Source organism: Roseobacter sp. EG26 (genome assembly GCF_049830555.1).
In the GTDB taxonomy this organism is placed as follows: Bacteria; Pseudomonadota; Alphaproteobacteria; order Rhodobacterales; family Rhodobacteraceae; genus Roseobacter.
Genome location: NZ_JBNBLH010000015.1, coordinates 1 through 16388 on the forward strand (window position 1 = coordinate 1; position 16388 = coordinate 16388).

Annotated in this window: 15 protein-coding genes and 1 tRNA gene; 13 read left to right on the forward strand and 3 right to left on the reverse strand. The window is 56.8% G+C overall.

Annotated elements, in window-relative coordinates; all coding sequences use genetic code 11:
• Positions 1-246: 246 nt before the first annotated feature.
• The 6 genes from ACOTTU_RS22015 to ACOTTU_RS22040 all read left to right on the forward strand — a co-directional run bounded on the left by ACOTTU_RS22015 (position 247) and on the right by ACOTTU_RS22040 (position 3792).
• Positions 247-1215, forward strand: coding sequence for a tyrosine-type recombinase/integrase (locus ACOTTU_RS22015; protein ID WP_425661224.1), 969 nt, complete (start codon positions 247-249; stop codon positions 1213-1215).
• Positions 1212-1880 (forward strand): hypothetical protein, encoded by a 669-nt coding sequence (locus ACOTTU_RS22020; protein ID WP_425661226.1) that lies wholly within the window; start codon positions 1212-1214, stop codon positions 1878-1880. The genes ACOTTU_RS22015 and ACOTTU_RS22020 overlap by 4 nt, the downstream gene beginning before the upstream one ends.
• A gap of 148 nt (positions 1881-2028) precedes the next feature.
• A complete protein-coding gene (locus tag ACOTTU_RS22025) occupies positions 2029-2229 on the forward strand; it encodes a helix-turn-helix transcriptional regulator (protein ID WP_425661228.1) in 201 nt (66 codons plus the stop codon).
• 124 nt (positions 2230-2353) lie between these two features.
• A complete protein-coding gene (locus tag ACOTTU_RS22030) occupies positions 2354-2692 on the forward strand; it encodes a hypothetical protein (RefSeq protein ID WP_425661230.1) in 339 nt (112 codons plus the stop codon).
• Between the two features lie 93 nt (positions 2693-2785).
• A complete protein-coding gene (locus tag ACOTTU_RS22035; protein WP_425661232.1) occupies positions 2786-3001 on the forward strand; it encodes a transcriptional coactivator p15/PC4 family protein in 216 nt (71 codons plus the stop codon).
• Positions 3002-3609: 608 nt separating this feature from the next.
• Positions 3610-3792, forward strand: coding sequence for a hypothetical protein (locus ACOTTU_RS22040; RefSeq protein WP_425661234.1), 183 nt, complete (start codon positions 3610-3612; stop codon positions 3790-3792).
• 390 nt (positions 3793-4182) lie between these two features.
• Here the strand turns inward: ACOTTU_RS22040 and ACOTTU_RS22045 are convergent, their stop codons facing one another.
• Positions 4183-5472: a hypothetical protein gene (locus tag ACOTTU_RS22045; RefSeq protein WP_425661236.1), complete on the reverse strand. Its 1290-nt coding sequence runs from the start codon at positions 5470-5472 to the stop codon at positions 4183-4185.
• A gap of 242 nt (positions 5473-5714) precedes the next feature.
• Positions 5715-5800: transfer RNA gene (locus tag ACOTTU_RS22050), tRNA-Leu, on the reverse strand.
• A 228-nt stretch (positions 5801-6028) separates the two neighbouring features.
• Here ACOTTU_RS22050 and ACOTTU_RS22055 point away from each other — a divergent pair.
• Complete coding sequence (locus tag ACOTTU_RS22055) at positions 6029-7012, forward strand: complex I NDUFA9 subunit family protein (protein WP_425661238.1); 984 nt, start codon at positions 6029-6031, stop codon at positions 7010-7012.
• Here ACOTTU_RS22055 and ACOTTU_RS22060 read toward each other — a convergent pair.
• Positions 7009-7812: an undecaprenyl-diphosphate phosphatase gene (locus ACOTTU_RS22060; protein WP_425661240.1), complete on the reverse strand. Its 804-nt coding sequence runs from the start codon at positions 7810-7812 to the stop codon at positions 7009-7011. The genes ACOTTU_RS22055 and ACOTTU_RS22060 overlap by 4 nt on opposite strands.
• A gap of 222 nt (positions 7813-8034) precedes the next feature.
• On the opposite strand from ACOTTU_RS22060, the gene ACOTTU_RS22065 reads away from it, so the two are divergent.
• The 6 genes from ACOTTU_RS22065 to gltB all read left to right on the forward strand — a co-directional run bounded on the left by ACOTTU_RS22065 (position 8035) and on the right by gltB (position 16351).
• The gene (locus ACOTTU_RS22065; RefSeq protein ID WP_425661242.1) at positions 8035-9468 is read left to right on the forward strand and encodes an NAD(P)-dependent oxidoreductase; all 1434 of its coding nucleotides are present in this window, start codon (positions 8035-8037) and stop codon (positions 9466-9468) included.
• An 85-nt stretch (positions 9469-9553) separates the two neighbouring features.
• The gene (locus ACOTTU_RS22070; RefSeq protein WP_425661244.1) at positions 9554-10252 is read left to right on the forward strand and encodes a hypothetical protein; all 699 of its coding nucleotides are present in this window, start codon (positions 9554-9556) and stop codon (positions 10250-10252) included.
• Entirely contained in the window at positions 10245-10694 is a 450-nt protein-coding gene (locus ACOTTU_RS22075; protein WP_425661246.1) for a GFA family protein, read from the forward strand. Before ACOTTU_RS22070 ends, ACOTTU_RS22075 begins: the two co-directional genes overlap by 8 nt.
• A complete protein-coding gene (locus tag ACOTTU_RS22080; RefSeq protein ID WP_298916554.1) occupies positions 10691-11125 on the forward strand; it encodes a GFA family protein in 435 nt (144 codons plus the stop codon). The genes ACOTTU_RS22075 and ACOTTU_RS22080 overlap by 4 nt, the downstream gene beginning before the upstream one ends.
• The gene (locus tag ACOTTU_RS22085; RefSeq protein WP_425661249.1) at positions 11122-11805 is read left to right on the forward strand and encodes a hypothetical protein; all 684 of its coding nucleotides are present in this window, start codon (positions 11122-11124) and stop codon (positions 11803-11805) included. The genes ACOTTU_RS22080 and ACOTTU_RS22085 overlap by 4 nt, the downstream gene beginning before the upstream one ends.
• Before the next feature lie 13 nt (positions 11806-11818).
• Positions 11819-16351 (forward strand): glutamate synthase large subunit, encoded by a 4533-nt coding sequence (gltB, locus tag ACOTTU_RS22090; protein WP_425661251.1) that lies wholly within the window; start codon positions 11819-11821, stop codon positions 16349-16351.
• Positions 16352-16388 lie beyond the last annotated feature (37 nt).

The following is a 16388-nucleotide window of genomic DNA, read 5'->3' on the forward strand; positions in this document are numbered from 1 at the left end:
TCTCGGCCTGCTTCAGGATCGCCATGATCTGCGCATCGCTGTATTTCGATTTCTTCATCAGAATCTCCTCTTTCATCATTTGAGAAAATTCTACTTCAGCACACCCCTAAATTTCGGGAGGATTACCCCATCAGTTTGGTCCGCCCAAGCCTGCATCAACTTAACACGTTGCTCCCAATACGTTGTACGGTTGGGGGCGTCGGCCTTAGCGCCGCCCGGAGGGAGGCTGCAAAATGGCGTGCCGTGGTGGCTTCAGGGCTGAACCCGATTACTGAGCGCGAAAAGATCAGGCGCGAGGCAGAAAACAACCTCCATACACTTAGGGAAGTCACGCATGACGCATTCGAAGCGCGAAAAGCTGAACTGAAGGGGGACGGTAAGGCGGGGCGATGGATATCACCGCTTGAGTTGCATGTGCTACCAAAGCTAGGGCGCGTTCCTGTTTCTGAGATATCGCAGATTGATATTCGAAATACTCTTGGCCCGATTTGGCACACCAAAGCTGACACAGCCCGCAAGGCCATGAATAGGCTAGGCTTGGTTCTCAAGCACGCTGCTGCGCTGGGTCTCAATGTGGATTTGCAAGCCACCGATAAGGCCAAAGCGCTGTTGGGTAAGACAAGGCACAAGCCAAGGGGCATTCCTTCGATGCCATGGCAGGAGGTTCCTGAGTTCTATGCGAGCATATGCGATGGCGGCACAACCCACCTCGCCCTACGGCTTCTAATTCTCACCGGCCTTAGATCAGCACCTATCAGGTTCGCTCGATCCGATCAGATTGAAGGAGATGTTTGGACCATACCCGGCGAACTAATGAAAGGCAGGCGCGACCAAACCCCAGATTTTAGAGTGCCACTCTCAGCCGATGCAATGGATGTGGTGAATAGCGCCGAAAAGATTGGACGCGACGGCTATCTATTCCCCGGCGTCCGCAAGGGTGTCATTTCCGACGCCACAATGAGCGCCCTCATGAAACGCGAAGGGCTGGAGTACAGGCCGCACGGCTTTCGATCCTCATTCCGAAATTGGGCGGAAGAGGTGGCCGAGGCCACCGAGCTTGTTGCAGAAACTGCACTCGCGCACGTTGTGGGCGGCGCGGTCCAGCGGGCCTATCGAACAACAGATGTATTGGAAAAAAGGAGACTACTTATGCAGCGCTGGGCGGATCATGTTGCTGGGCGGGAGGGCGCGGTTCTAAGGATGGTTACAGCATGAGACAGTTTGTTCCGCCTGGGTACATTTCGCATCTAGATTTTTTGAATGGCGTTATATCTAGAAATCTCAGAGATGAGCACGGCATTGACCCTCAGAGCGTTAGTGCGGAGGAATTTGGGAATGCCCAGGGCGATATGAATTACATTCTTCGGTCGGGCAGCCGCATTAAGGCAATTCGCTCGGCAATAGATGACGCTGTTCATGAAATACAAGGACGGCTGTATCAGGGCGACCTTGTAGGCTGTTATGTGGGCCCACTCGCAGATAAGAACATACTTGAGGTCGAGGCAAATTTTTGGGCGACTGAGAGAGGCGGGGAGACCATACATTCGGGGCGCTATTACTCGCCCGGGTTTGGCATCAACCATATATCGGGAACTACCAAAGGTTTCGATGTGCCTTTGTTTCTTCGCGAGTCAGTAGAGCAAGACGAGGCCCTAACTGATTATAAAGAAGATGTGCATTCGGGCGCGCCCGGACGCCCAAGCACTGGAGCGGATGCAGCGCTTGTGTACGTCACTCTATTTGCGGATGGGCATGTGTCTGCTGGCCTGTCGTGGAAGCAAGCACTAGAGCAGGTGAATAAGGCCCTGAAGCGCGCCGGGCGAATGCACGTTTCACTGAGTACGCTAAAATCTCACACACAGACACCAGCTGAGAGTTAACTGCCCGCCAAAAACCCTCATTGCAGGCATCAAAAACACATCAAAAACCCCCTACTTCTGGCAGATGGGTTTTTTGCATTTTTGGATACCTATATTAAATCAGACACTTATGGCCAAGTTCGACCATCACTAAGCAAGGATGGATCGAATGCAATACATCACACTCAATCAACTGCGCGCAAAACTGGGCAATCGCGCCCGATCCTCAATTTATCTGGATATTGAAGCCGGTAACCTGCCGAAGCCAAAGAAGTTGGGCGGCACACTTTACTGGAATGAATCTGAGATTGATGAGATCATGAGCGCCCCCGCGCCTGATACGCCCAGCGCCAACTCCGCAGCCGCTTAACGAACAACCCCCACTCAATCCAGCAGGATCGAACAGGGGGTGCTACATTGGAATTTGGTCTTTTGCAGAGACACTCCGACAGTAGCCCGTTCGGTCCTCACATTCAATACATGAGGACAAAAGCATGACAGGCACTACAGAAAAATACCCACGGTGGATTCTATCCGTCCGTGACTTGCCGAAGAAGAGAGGCCCAGCGCGTTACCGTGTTGAGACGCCAGACGGAACCACAAAGCAGATCATCATCGACAAGCGCAAGCGCCAAGTGGTCGATGCGATGCGGGAGGGGCCGCTTTTCTGCGCATCAACAGTCCGCCTTGGCGATGCAGTGTTTCGCTTGAAGCAGGATCACGACTTTCACACCAAAACCGAAAGACTCGATAACGGGCGCAAATTTTATGCTCTGCCCGAAACGGTGGCGTTCTTGGGCGAAGTTGTGGGCAAGGACAAGTCCGATGAGTGAGGCAGCAATCATCAACCGCCTGCGTCGCGCCTATGGCCTCTCTGAGACCGCTGCGCGCCTTGTCTTCAGCCTGCACTTCAGGGGGTCTGCATAATGGCCGATCACATCGAAATTCAAAAAAACAGCCGCGAAGTCTTCAGGATCAGCCGTGGCGAATTCAAAGGGCATGACATGCTGAATATCCGAGTTTTCTATCAATCAGAAGGTGGCGACAAGCTGCCGGGGAAACAGGGGGTGGCCATCAAGGCCACTCTGCTGCCCGATATAGTGCGCGCCTTGCAATCGTTCATGGCGGAGGGCGCGGCATGACCTACACAAACGTGTCCATTTGGCTTCACCCGGGTCGGTTCATTGTCTGCGGCTACTATCGCGGTGAACTGACTCCAATCGGTTCATATCCCGATGCCGCGCAGGCAATCGAGACGGCTATAGCTACCCCCCGGAGGGACTCTATCATCGGGCTTCGCGGGCCACTTGCCGAAACGGGTAGAGAGGGTGGCGCAGCATGAGTACCGTAGTAGATCCGAAACAGCTTACCCATGACCTTGGCGGCAAGTGGCACCAGCGCTAGGGGGCCTAGAAAACACTGTGACACGAGGAGCCAAATAAATGGCTAAGTTTTCAAGACGCACATGGGCATACAGCGGTGCACAGCGAACGGCATGTGTTGTTCGTTTAACGTAAGGCGGTGCGCCATGATGTAAGCCCGAGCGGTCTGACGAATAGAAACGGAACTTCTCCCGCAGCTAAGCAGAGTGAGCCAAGGCGCTTTCCGTTATGCTGGAAAAGGTCGAGGCGGAACGACAGCAAGAAGGGGAAACACACCAATCAGTTATCAGGATGAAACCGGTTGGCCGGGAGTGCAGCAACACCACCCGGCCTGCCAATGACCACGCAACGGCAACGGAGTATGACCAATGACAGCTAAGTTACTAGCTTACCTAAAGAGGAATCGTCAAACATATCTGATCATTATGGGGTTGGTGTTTTTCGTGCTGATCGGGCAACTCGCCCTGCACCTTTGGACCAACCGGGATGCTTGCGACGCTGATCCCTTCATCTGCGAAATACGGGAAAACTACTACAAGCTTAGGGATTAGCGAGCAGTATCATTGAAGAGGGAGGTCCACACCATGGTGTGGACCAGATGTGGGCGCGTATTGCTGAAAAAACTCTTGGCGCGGATATGGGCGCAACCCTAGGGGTTTCTGAAAGCTAAGCGGCACTAAGGCCTATCAAGCCGCTTCAAGCGACAAGGGGCAACGAGTACAGTCTATTCTGCGAGTCCATGTACAGTAAGTTTGCCATCGCGCGGCAAATGCATCACAGGCATCTTCCCATGCACTCGATTCCGCCTTATTTTCTGAACGAATTGCAAGTATTCTTCCCTGTGAGAGCTATGGATGTGCTCTTTATCATCAGCATCCTTTTGGGTCGGTATTGAACTGAGTTCACATAGAGTAATCATAGCTTCCCCCCTTACTACTTTCTTAATCGTTTGAATGCAGTCTGCGCAAGTATCTCTGGTTCAAGTCAATGTCAAAGAAGTGCTTTCGCTTCTTCCATACGAGGCCTTCGTTTTTTGTTATGATGGCAACATCAACTGGTCCGCCAACAGTTTCGCTTGGTCTCGTTACTTTTTCCTTAAGTGACTGCAAGTCAACCATTGTCGCAGCCAATTCCGCCATTTCCTCGACCGGAAGCATCGAGATGACACGCTCAAGCGGTGCCCCGTGTTTTTGTCGAGATTCTTGAAGGATGCTCCCGCCAACCGGGGCTATAACTTCTAATGTTGTTTGTTTGAATGCCTCTTCATCCATCAAGACATCTCCTTCGGCGTTTTTTAGCACGACACCGCTATCGGTATACTCCGTCCCGCCTCCAAACTCGGCGATGAACGGCGCCAACAGTTCTGGTAGGGATTGATCGTAGACCCCCTGGATCGTTTCGTACGCCTGCGCATCAAAGCCCATAATGAATGTGTCGGCCATGGAAGATTGCGCGAACCCCGAAATATATGAGTTCAAATGTTGCCCGATCACAATGGCTTCAGTCTCAGCCATCACGATATCCCTGGCTATGAAACCCGCTTTTTGTACGGCGTACGCTTCTGGGTATACGGACGAATCTCCAAATCCAGCAAAAACAAGGCCCGTGGGGCTTTCGGGGGGCTGCTTCGCCTTCAGGATGATCGCAAGAGAAACAATCTCCTTTAGGCGCGCGTCTGACCTTTCCTTAAGGTGCGGGTGAAAAACAGCTGAGTCCTCATGCCTAAGGTTTTGAAGGATTCTTTCTGGCCAAGTTTCCAGCAATGAAGCTAGAAATTCACTATCTAGCTCGTTTTCAAAATGGAGATTTTGTACTTGGTCATTCAATTCTGAAATGCAGTTCGCCTCATTGAAATCTTGGTTCGCGTCCGCCTCTTCATTGAAATTCTTACAACAAATTACTGATTGCAACTCGATAGCGTGAGCAAAGTTCTCGTCGCGGCGCTCATCTGGAAATAGCTGCTGGTTGTCGTTTAAGAATTGCTGGAACGCTTTGGCATATCCTTCAACAGTATCGAACGAGCTATTGCTCAGATGCTTCCGAAAGGCCTTAATCGCCAGCTCCCATGGTACTCCCATGATCTCTGCGTTTCCGAAGATCATCAAACCAACTGGGTGTGTATTTGATAACTGAAATACCTTGTTAGCACCCTTGAAGTACCTTTGCTGAAGTGCACCGTTTTCATAATATGAAATAGTTGACGCGCTGTCAGCGGCAAGCACGACGCTCATTCGGTTCATCACACATATTTCTGACGTCATTAGATTGTTCCTGTCGCTACCGACTGCCTGCGTTGCCTCAGATGTGAAATCCAGACCAATTCCGATTTGCTGGACTATCGAATAAAATTCAGTCGCAAATCAATATGGAGGCGTTAGATAGTGTCTGTCTTTAATCAGGGGGGCCACACGGGGGGCCAAGTGCCGTACTGTGTGAGAATATCTTTTGATAACAGAGTTTTATGTGGTGTAGGTGGTGCCCAGGAGAGGACTCGAACCTCCACGTCCATACGGACACTAGCACCTGAAGCTAGCGCGTCTACCATTCCGCCACCTGGGCCGGTGTCGTGAAGCCTGCGTTTAAGCCCAAGTCTGCGAGGTGTCAAACGGAAATTCCGCTAGAAGCTCAGGTGCTGAGAGCGGCGAGATGTTCGACCTGATCTGATGCAAAACGTGCCCTCTGTTCCCAGACACAACGGTCAGTTGATCAAAGTGTGCACGAATTCCACCTTGTTTCAAAGCCTGCACAGAGGTACATCCAGAACGAAGGCGTCATTTGGGGCAGCACATGACTAAACTCGTTACGATCTATGGGGGTTCTGGGTTTGTCGGGCGATACATCGCACGGCGGATGGCCAAAGCAGGTTGGCGCGTCCGTGTGGCCGTACGACGTCCCAATGAGGCAATCTTTGTGAAGCCCTATGGTGCGGTTGGACAGGTCGAACCTGTCCTTTGTAATATACGAGATGACGCCTCTGTACGATCGGTCATGTCGGGTGCGGATGCGGTGGTAAATTGCGTCGGCATTCTGGCTGAAGCGGGCAGGAACGAATTCGACACAGTACAGGCAGAGGGTGCTACGCGTATTGCCCGGATCGCTGCCGATGAAAGCGTCGGCAAGTTGGTCCATTTGTCTGCAATTGGCGCCGATTTGGAATCAGACAGTGAATACGCACGGACAAAGGCGGAGGGTGAAGCAGGCGTTCTAAACGAGATGCCTACAGCGGTGATCCTGCGACCATCCATTGTTTTTGGACCAGAAGACCAGTTCTTTAACCGGTTTGCATCCATGACCCGCCTTGGACCGATCCTGCCGGTCGTTGGAGCGGATACGAATTTCCAACCTGTATATGTTGACGACGTCGCGAAGGCGGCAGAGCTGGCATTGACCGAAAGTGTTGAGCCTGGCGTCTATGAACTGGGCGGCCCCGAGGTCGACAGCTTTCGCGGCCTGATGCACCGGATGCTGGAGATTATTCACCGCCGGCGCCTTGTTGCGAACATGCCATTCTTCGTGGCGCGGATCATGGCGTTCGGATTTGATATGATGCAAACGATCAGCCTTGGCCTCTTTACAAATTCGATGATCACACGCGATCAGGTGCGCAATCTGACAAATGACAATGTGGTTGGTGAAGAAGCAAAGGGTTTCGCCGAGCTTGGCATTCAACCCGTGACCATGGCCTCGGTTCTACCGGACTACCTGTGGCGTTTCCGCCCCTCGGGTCAATATGATGCGATCAAGGACTCTGCGAAAAATCTGCGCACTTAGGCGTAGGCGTAGATCAAAAGAACGACGCCCAAGAGTACCCGATAGACCACGTAAGGCGTGAAGCTGATGCTGCGCAGGAGCCGCATCATCAGTGACAAAGCCACAAGTGCTGCGACAAAGGCGAAAGCAGCCGCAATAAGCCCGTCGCGCGCGATCGCCCAATTGGCCTGCTGGATGACGTCGAGGCTCAATAGTGCGCCCGATGCCAGGATGGTGGGGATCGACATCAGCATTGACAGCTTCGCTGCGCTTTCTCGGTCATAGCCCAGGCGGCGCGCGGCGGTGATCGTGATTCCGGATCGCGAAGTGCCAGGTACCAAAGCCAGTACTTGCGCTAGCCCCATAATCATCGCATCCTTGATGCTCCACGCCTCAGAAGTCTTTTCAGTGGTTCCGATCTTGTCCGCCCAAAAGAGCACCAGGCCAAAAAGCAACATGGTCCAGCCAATGACTGCGACCGATCGCATCGCCTCATCAAGGCCGGTTAACTTGATGATCAAGCCCGCGACAATCACCGGGATCGTTGAGAGGATCAGGCAGAGCGCCAAGAAGGCACCCTGGGTATCGACCCGGCCGTGCATCAGGCGGCCCGCGCCCAAAAGGGCGATTTTGACGTCCGCGCGGAAATACAAGACCACGGCAATAAGCGTGCCAACGTGCACAGCCACATCAATCGCAAGACCCTGATCCGGGCCACCTGTCAGCGCAGGCAACAGCACAAGATGTCCAGATGAGCTGACCGGCAGGAATTCCGTCAAGCCCTGTATCGCTGCAACCATAAATAGTTGAAAAAGAGTCATCCGGCATTGTCCAATCGGGTTGAATATCGAGTGGTATAAGCACAAGAAATCAAAAGGAAAGAGTCGAATTAGGACCGATTCGGAGTTATATTCCGGCGATTTCAGGGTGTATTCTGCTTTGCAGCGCCAAATTTATTCATTATAGGTCAGTATAGCTGACTTTATTTCTGGTTGCGATTGGCGTAAGCGTGCGGTTCGGGACTTTTGTGGAGGAATTGGGCAATGGCGGAACAATCCATGTTGAAATTTGTCACTGTCGGGCGGGATATGCCGGAGAAACGCTCCGCCGATCTACGTCGGGAGGATTTCAACGAGATTTACGCGGAGTACGCTGAAGCCAAGGCCGCAGAGCAATCCAGCCGATGCAGTCAATGCGGTGTGCCCTATTGCCAGAGCCATTGTCCGCTGCACAATAACATCCCCGACTGGCTGCGCCTGACCGCCGAAGGGCGCCTGCAGGAGGCCTATGAGGTCAGTCAGGCGACCAACACCTTCCCGGAAATCTGCGGCCGTATCTGCCCGCAGGACCGACTGTGCGAAGGCAATTGCGTGATCGAACAATCCGGCCACGGCACCGTCACCATTGGAGCGGTGGAAAAATACATCACCGATACCGCCTGGGAAGAGGGCTGGGTTCAGCCGATTGCGCCCACACAGGAGCGCACGGAATCAGTCGGCATTATCGGGGCCGGACCGGGCGGGCTGGCGGCGGCGGATGTGCTGCGCCGGGCAGGTGTGCAGGTCACAATCTATGACCGCTACGATCGCGCGGGCGGATTGCTGACCTATGGCATCCCCGGCTTCAAGCTGGAAAAGGACGTGGTTATGCGCCGCAACACGCAGCTTGAAGCAGGCGGTGTCGCTTTTGAGCTGAATACCAACGTGGGTGAGGACATCTCTTTTGCTGATCTGCGGGCCCGGCACGACGCGGTGATCATCGCCACAGGTGTCTATAAAACAAGGGAAATCGAAGCGCCGGGCGTGGGCGCGGCCGGTCTTGTGCGCGCGATTGATTTTCTGACGGCCTCCAACCGCAAGAGCTTTGGCGATGCGGTGCCCGAGTTCGATTCCGGTGCGCTTGACGCCAATGGCAAACGCGTCGTGGTGATCGGCGGCGGCGACACGGCGATGGATTGCGTGCGCACCTCTGTCCGGCAGGGCGCGACATCGGTCAAATGCCTCTATCGCCGGGACCGGACGAATATGCCCGGCTCGCAACGCGAAGTGCAGAACGCCGAAGAGGAGGGCGTCATCTTTGAGTGGCTGTCCGCGCCCAAAGGATTTGCGGGCGATCCTGTGACCGGCGTTATGGTGCAGAAAATGCGCCTCGGCGCGCCGGATGCGACCGGGCGTCAGGCCCCCGAAGTGATCGAAGGGGCCGACTATGTGGAAGACGCCGATCTGGTGATCATGGCGCTCGGGTTTGAGCCCGAAGACCTGCCGACGCTCTGGGATCAGCCCGAACTGCCCATCACGCGCTGGGGCACGATCAAGGCGGCTTTCACCACAGGCGCCACTGATCTCAACGGCGTTTATGCGGTAGGTGACATCGTGCGCGGTGCGTCACTGGTGGTATGGGCGATTCGCGACGGGCGTGATTGTGCCGAGGCGATCCTCGACCGGTTTGGCGCGGCGACGGCCGTGGCAGCGGAGTGATCCCGACGTGCACAGACCATGCACAGGCGGTGCACAGGCTGTGCACCGGGGCGAGGCCTGCGGAAAGATGCAAAGGACATCGACTATGACCTATTCGGGGCGACATGCGGTTCTGACAGTCAGTGCAGCGCTGAGCGCTCTCCTGTCCTTTGGTGCCTCAAACGCGGCTGCACAGGATCTGGCCGAAGTTCCGGAAGGGTGCCAGCCCGTGGCGACGGTCCACAAAAACGGCTGCGCAACAACAACGATTTCGCAATGCAGCGACGCAACCTGGCAAGCTGTGAGTTATCGGCGGGGCAAGCCGCTTGGCACCTTGAGCTATGACCGCGATTGGGGATTTTTCAAGTGGCAGACCCACGAGTCCAATAAGCTGACTCTGGAATTGGTTCCCGGAACCGGAACGGCCATGAGCCGCGCGGCCCTGCTGGAAACCGGCCGACATGATGCATCCGGTGAATTCCGGTTGACCACCAATATTATCGAGGGGCAGCCCTACATCCTGACCGGCAACACCGAAAAAACCGGGGCGACCGAAGTCATCAGCGGTGAAACCTACACCTTCTACAAGGCGCGTCGGCTGTTCGAGCGCGAAGTCGGCAAGGGAGGGCTGTCGTTCGAAGTCGATGTTCTGATCGCGGAAGACCGGGATCTCATGATCGAGGGCCGCTGGTCGCGCAGTGTCATGGGCGGCAACGAAGAGGTTTTTGAATTTGCCCCCCGCGCCATTGCCCGGCCCGGAGACAGCGGATTTCTGGCCACCTTATCGGAGTACGGCTGTGAGTGAGGCCCCAGATACCCGTTCGGGCCAGTGCATGTGCGGCGCTGTGCGCTTTGTCGCGAAAGAGGTGCCAAAGACGATCAGCGCCTGCCATTGCCAGATGTGTCGCCGCTGGACTGGCTCCGCCCTTTTGGAGGTCAGCGTGCCAGAAGATGCCGTTACATGGGAGGGGGTCGAACACATCGCAACCCGCCAATCCACACCCTGGGCGGAGCGGGCATGGTGCCGCGAATGTGGCTCTGGCGTTTATTTCCGCATGACAGCCGAAAATGAGTTTTCCGGAACGCTGGACATACCTTTGGGCATTTTTGACGACCCGAATGGTTTTGAGATGACCCATGAAATATTCATCGACCACAAGCCAGACAGCTTTGCCTACGCAGGGGAACGACGACAGCTGACGCGCGCAGACTGCGTTGCAAAATTCGATCGGCTGGACAGCGTATGACCGGCCCGTCGATCATAAACGGGCGTTGCCTCTGCGGTGCCGTAACGGTGCAGGCCCATGCGCCAAAACCCATCTTGCGGGCGTGCCACTGCGACATGTGCCGCCAGCACACCAGTGGCATGTTCATCTCCATCGCGACCGAGCAGGAGGGCATGGTTATCGACGGCCCGGCGGTGTCATTTCAGTCATCGGAGTGGGCCGAGCGCGGCTTTTGTGGCACCTGCGGGTCAACCCTTTGGTATGGAACCAAACATGATGGCGCGCGCCATCTGGCTGCGGGCCTTTTCGAGCAGGCAGCGGGGGCCCGGCTTAAGCTGGAATTTTTCAGCGACATGTGCCCGCAGGGCTATGGGCTGAAGGGCGATCACCGGCGTCTGAATACGCGCGAGACCCTTGAGATGTTCGAGGGCAGCGAAGGCGACGAGACATGAGAGGTTTCGCAGCGCTCCTTTTGATCTGTCTTGCCCAAGCCGCGATGGCGGATGGCGCGCGTTTTTACCCGCCCGAGGGGTGTACCGGATTCCTGACCGTGCAGAACCGCAGCTGCGAGGTCACCAACTATTGGACCTGCGAAGGCGAGGCAGCGGGCGATCAATGGTCCATTGATTTGGGCCCGGACGGGCCGATCTACCTGTCAAAAATCGACTACGAGACGCAATGGATCGACAGTTACGAATTCTCACCGGTGCTGCGCGAGCAGATTGTGCTGCCTGCAAAAGACCCTGCCAGTTTCACCGACCTATTGCGTGACGGCGTGGATACGTTTGATTTCCAGTTGAGCAGTCCCGAGGGCATCAGCCGAGTTGTCGGCGCCGACCGCATTGTCGAGCGCGGCCTTGAAATTGACGGTGAACCGCTGATGCGCACGGAATACGCGGTACGTGTCACGGCGGCGGACGGTACGATGATCTGGGAAGCCGAAGGATACGAGTATATCTCGGAAAAACACCGGCGCTTTTTCACCGGGCTGCGCGAGGGGCGCGATCAGAACGGCTCCTATTCCTATGACGGCTCGCCTGTTGATTTCATTTATCCCGGAGAGCCGGGATTTTTCTCCAAGACACCGCTTTACGGATGCGCGGCCTTGACCGTCCGCTATGCCCCGAACTGAAAGGACCTGATCCATGACCAAATATGATGATGCCTGGGTGGCCCGCGAAGAAGCCAAACGCGCCTATATGTCCGAAAATGGGTTCTACGACGCCTCTGAGGAGCATTCCTCCTGCGGGGTCGGGCTGGTGGTGTCCATTGATGGCCGCAAAAGCCGCGGTGTGGTCGAGAACGGCATCAAGGCGCTGAAGGCAATCTGGCATCGTGGCGCGGTGGATGCGGATGGCAAGACCGGGGATGGGGCGGGCATTCACGTGCAAATCCCGGTCGATTTCTTTTACGATCAGGTCAAGCGCACGGGTCACGATCCACGCGAGGATGAGATGATCGCCGTGGGTCAGGTGTTTCTGCCGCGCACGGATTTCGGCGCGCAGGAGACCTGCCGGACGATTGTAGAAACCGAAGTGCTGCGCATGGGCTATTACATTTACGGCTGGCGGCACGTGCCGGTGGATATCTCCTGCCTGGGCGAGAAGGCAAATGCAACCCGGCCCGAGATCGAGCAAATTCTGATCTCCAACGCGAAAGGGGTCGATGAAGACACCTTCGAGCGGGAGCTATATGTGATCCGCCGCCGCATCGAAAAAGCCGCGTTGGTTGCACAGGTGCCGGCGCTCTACATCGCCTCGATGTCCTGCCGGTCGATCATCTACAAGGGCATGATGCTGGCCGAGCAGGTCGCCGAATTCTACCCCGACCTGATGGACGAACGGTTCGAGAGTGCCTTTGCGATCTACCACCAGCGCTATTCGACAAACACCTTCCCGCAGTGGTGGCTGGCGCAGCCTTTCCGCATGCTGGCCCATAACGGCGAGATCAACACGCTCAAGGGCAACCTGAACTGGATGAAAAGCCATGAGATCCGCATGGCGTCGGGCGCGTTTGGCGAGATGGCGGAAGACATCAAACCGATTGTCGCGGCGGGATCGTCCGACAGCGCAGCCCTGGACGCGGTCTTCGAAGTGTTGGTGCGCGCGGGACGTAACGCGCCGATGGCCAAAACCATGCTGGTGCCGGAAAGCTGGTCGAAACAGGCCATTGAACTGCCGCAGGCCTGGCGCGATATGTATTCCTATTGCAATTCGGTCATGGAACCCTGGGACGGACCGGCCGCGCTGGCAATGACCGACGGGCGCTGGGTCTGCGCGGGGCTCGACCGGAACGGGCTGCGCCCGATGCGCTATGTGGTGACCGAAGACGGCATGCTGATCGCGGGATCGGAGGCCGGCATGGTGCCGCTCAATGAGGCGGGCGTGGTGGAAAAAGGTGCGCTGGGACCGGGACAGTTGCTGGCGGTCGATATGAAGGACGGCGCGCTTTATCACGACAAGAAGATCAAGAACAAACTGGCCGCAAGCCAGCCTTTCGGTGACTGGGTGGGCAAGATCAATGATCTCGAAGAGGCGCTGGATCACGTCACCGAAAAGCCGCTTTTCACCGGAGCGGAGTTGCGCCGCAGACAGGTGGCGGCAGGCTATACCATTGAAGAGTTGGAACAAATCCTCGCCCCCATGGCGGAAGATGCCAAGGAAACGCTGGCCTCGATGGGGGATGACACACCCTCGGCGGTGCTTTCGGGCAAATACCGGCCGCTCAGCCATTTCTTCCGTCAGAACTTCAGCCAGGTGACCAATCCGCCCATCGACAGCTTGCGCGAATACCGGGTGATGAGCCTGAAAACCCGGTTCGGCAACCTCAAGAACGTGCTGGACGAAGACAGCAGCCAGACCGAAATCCTGACGCTCGACAGCCCCTTCATGGGCAATGCGCAGTTCGAGGAACTGCTCTCGCATTTCAACGTCGATCTGGTGACGCTCGACTGTACCTTCACACCCGGGGAGGAAGACCTGAGCGCGGGGCTTGAACGCATCCGGGCGGAGGCCGAAGACGCGGTGCGCTCCGGTGCCGGGCATATCGTGCTGACCGACCAGATGTCGGACGCTGGCAAAGTGGCGATGCCGATGATCCTGGCCACATCCGCCGTGCATAGCCATCTGGTGCGCAAGGGGCTGCGGACCTTCACTTCGATCAACGTGCGCTCCGCCGAATGTATCGACCCGCATTACTTTGCCGTGCTGATCGGTGCGGGGGCCACCATCGTCAACGCCTATCTGGCCGAGGATTCACTGGCCGACCGCATCGAGCGCGGTCTGCTGGACATGAGCCTGACGCAAGCCATTGACCGTTACCGCATCGCCATTGATCAGGGCCTTCTGAAGATCATGGCCAAGATGGGCATTTCCGTGATTTCCTCCTACCGGGGAGGGCTGAACTTCGAGGCCGTGGGCCTGAGCCGCGCCATGGTGGCGGAGTATTTCCCCGGCATGACCAGCCGGATTTCGGGCATCGGCATCACCGGCATTCAGAAAAAAGCCGAGGAAGTGCACCGCAAAGCCTGGGCCGGACCGGCCTCCGTACTGCCCATCGGCGGTTTTTACAAATCGCGTCAGTCGGGGGAAACCCACGCCTGGGAAGCGACCTCGATGCATATGATGCAGCAGGCCTGCAACCGCGCGTCTTACGAGATGTGGAAGCAATATTCGGCCAAGATGAAAAGCAACCCGCCCATCCATCTGCGCGACCTGCTGGACATCAAACCGCTAGGCAAACCGGTGCCGATTGAGGAGGTGGAAAGCATCACCTCGATCCGCAAACGCTTTGTCACGCCGGGCATGTCGCTGGGGGCATTGTCGCCCGAAGCGCATAAAACGCTGAATGTGGCGATGAACCGGATCGGCGCGAAGTCCGATAGTGGCGAGGGCGGCGAAGACCCTGCGCATTTCGTGCCGGAGCCCAATGGCGACAACCCTTCTGCCAAGATCAAGCAGGTGGCGTCCGGGCGTTTTGGCGTGACGGCGGAGTATCTCAACCAGTGTGAGGAGTTGGAGATCAAGGTGGCCCAAGGGGCCAAACCCGGTGAAGGCGGCCAGCTTCCGGGCATGAAGGTGACCGATCTGATCGCGCGGCTGCGCCATTCCACCAAAGGCGTGACGCTGATCAGCCCGCCGCCGCATCATGACATCTATTCCATCGAAGATCTGGCGCAGCTTATTTACGACCTCAAACAGATCAACCCGCGTTGCAAGGTGACGGTGAAGCTGGTGGCCTCCTCCGGTGTGGGCACAATTGCCGCCGGGGTAGCCAAGGCCAAGGCGGATATCATCCTGATTTCCGGACACAATGGCGGTACCGGGGCTTCGCCTGCAACCTCGATCAAATACGCAGGTCTGCCGTGGGAAATGGGGCTGACCGAGGCGCATCAGGTTTTGTCGATGAACAACCTGCGCGAACGCGTGACCTTGCGCACTGATGGTGGTCTGCGCACGGGCCGCGACATCGTGATGGCCGCGATGCTGGGGGCCGAAGAATACGGCATCGGCACCGCGGCGCTGATCGCCATGGGCTGCATCATGGTGCGCCAGTGCCAGTCCAACACCTGCCCCGTGGGGGTCTGCACACAGGACGAACGGCTGCGCGACAAGTTCACCGGGTCGGCGGATAAGGTGGTCAATCTGATCACTTTCTATGCCACCGAAGTGCGCGAAATTCTGGCACGCATCGGCGCGCGGAGCCTCGATGACGTGATCGGGCGGGCGGATTTGCTGGCGCAGGTCAGCCGGGGGGCGGCGCATCTGGATGATCTGGACCTCAACCCGCTGTTGATCACGGTCGATGGGGCGGCGGATATTGTCTATGACCGCGCCAAGGCGCGCAACGCGGTGCCTGATACGCTGGATGCGGAGATTGTACGCGATGCCGCGCGGTTCCTGCAGGACGGCGAAAAAATGCAGCTATCCTACGCGGTGCAGAACACACATCGGACGGTTGGTACGCGCACGTCGAGCCATATCGTCAAGCAGTTTGGCATGCGCAACACGCTGCAACCGGATCATTTAACGGTTAAACTATCCGGAAGCGCTGGCCAGTCGCTGGGGGCCTTTGCCGCGCCGGGGCTGAAGCTGGAAGTCTCCGGTGACGCCAATGACTACGTGGGCAAGGGGCTCTCGGGTGGCATGATCGTAGTGCGCCCGCCCATGGCCTCGCCCATCGAGGCGGCAAAGAATACCATCATCGGCAACACTGTGCTTTATGGGGCGACGGATGGCTATCTTTTTGCCGCCGGACGGGCCGGAGAACGTTTTGCGGTGCGCAATTCAGGCGCGAAGGTGGTGATCGAAGGCTGCGGGTCGAACGGCTGCGAATACATGACCGGCGGGGTTGCGGTGATCCTGGGCGATATCGGGGCCAATTTCGGGGCCGGGATGACCGGGGGGATGGCCTATCTTTACGATCCCGAAGGGCGGGCCCCGGCGCTGATGAACATGGAGACGCTGGTGACCTGCCCCGTCACGGTTGATCATTGGCTGGGCGAGCTGGAAGAACTGCTGGAGGCGCATTTGTCGGAAACCGGCAGCCGTCGTGCATCGGACATCCTGCAGCATTGGGACAGCGAAAAGCAACACTTCCTCCAGATCTGCCCCAAGGAAATGCTGGTACATCTGCCGGCACCGCTGAGCATCGAAAACGAGGCCGTTCCCGCCGAATAATACGCGTTGCCGGGCTCCAGAGGCCCGGCCTGACTGA